The organism is Mesorhizobium sp. WSM4820 (genome assembly GCF_055811075.1).
Genome location: NZ_JBVVQN010000099.1, coordinates 1 through 340, shown reverse-complemented (window position 1 = coordinate 340; position 340 = coordinate 1). Strand labels below are relative to the sequence as shown.

Here is a 340-nt window from a genome sequence, read left to right as displayed (position 1 = left end):
CTTACGCCCTGGCGCAGGCGATCCCGAACGCGCGGCTGATCGTCTACCCGGACTCCGGCCACGCCTTCCTGTTCCAGCACCCGCGCGAGTTCGGCGACGAGGTCATTCGCTTCCTCGGCGAGGAGTCACAGCCGTGAGCGCCACCCTGCATCCGATCCCGCTCACCCGCCGCGAGATGCTCGCAGCAGGCATCACCGCCGGAGCGGCGACCCTTCTGCCGGCATACGCTGCGCAAGCGATTTCCGCTGAATCCACCACTCAATCCAGCGAAGGACGACAGAACATGGGCTTCATCACCACGAAGGACGGCACCGAGATTTTCTATAAGGACTGGGGTTCG

Annotated in this window: 1 pseudogene; it reads left to right on the top strand. The window is 64.4% G+C overall.

Annotated features, from left to right (window positions below):
• Window positions 1-133: 133 nt before the first annotated feature.
• A pseudogene (locus tag AC0L2R_RS33885) lies at window positions 134-340 on the top strand (alpha/beta fold hydrolase); the annotation flags it as partial.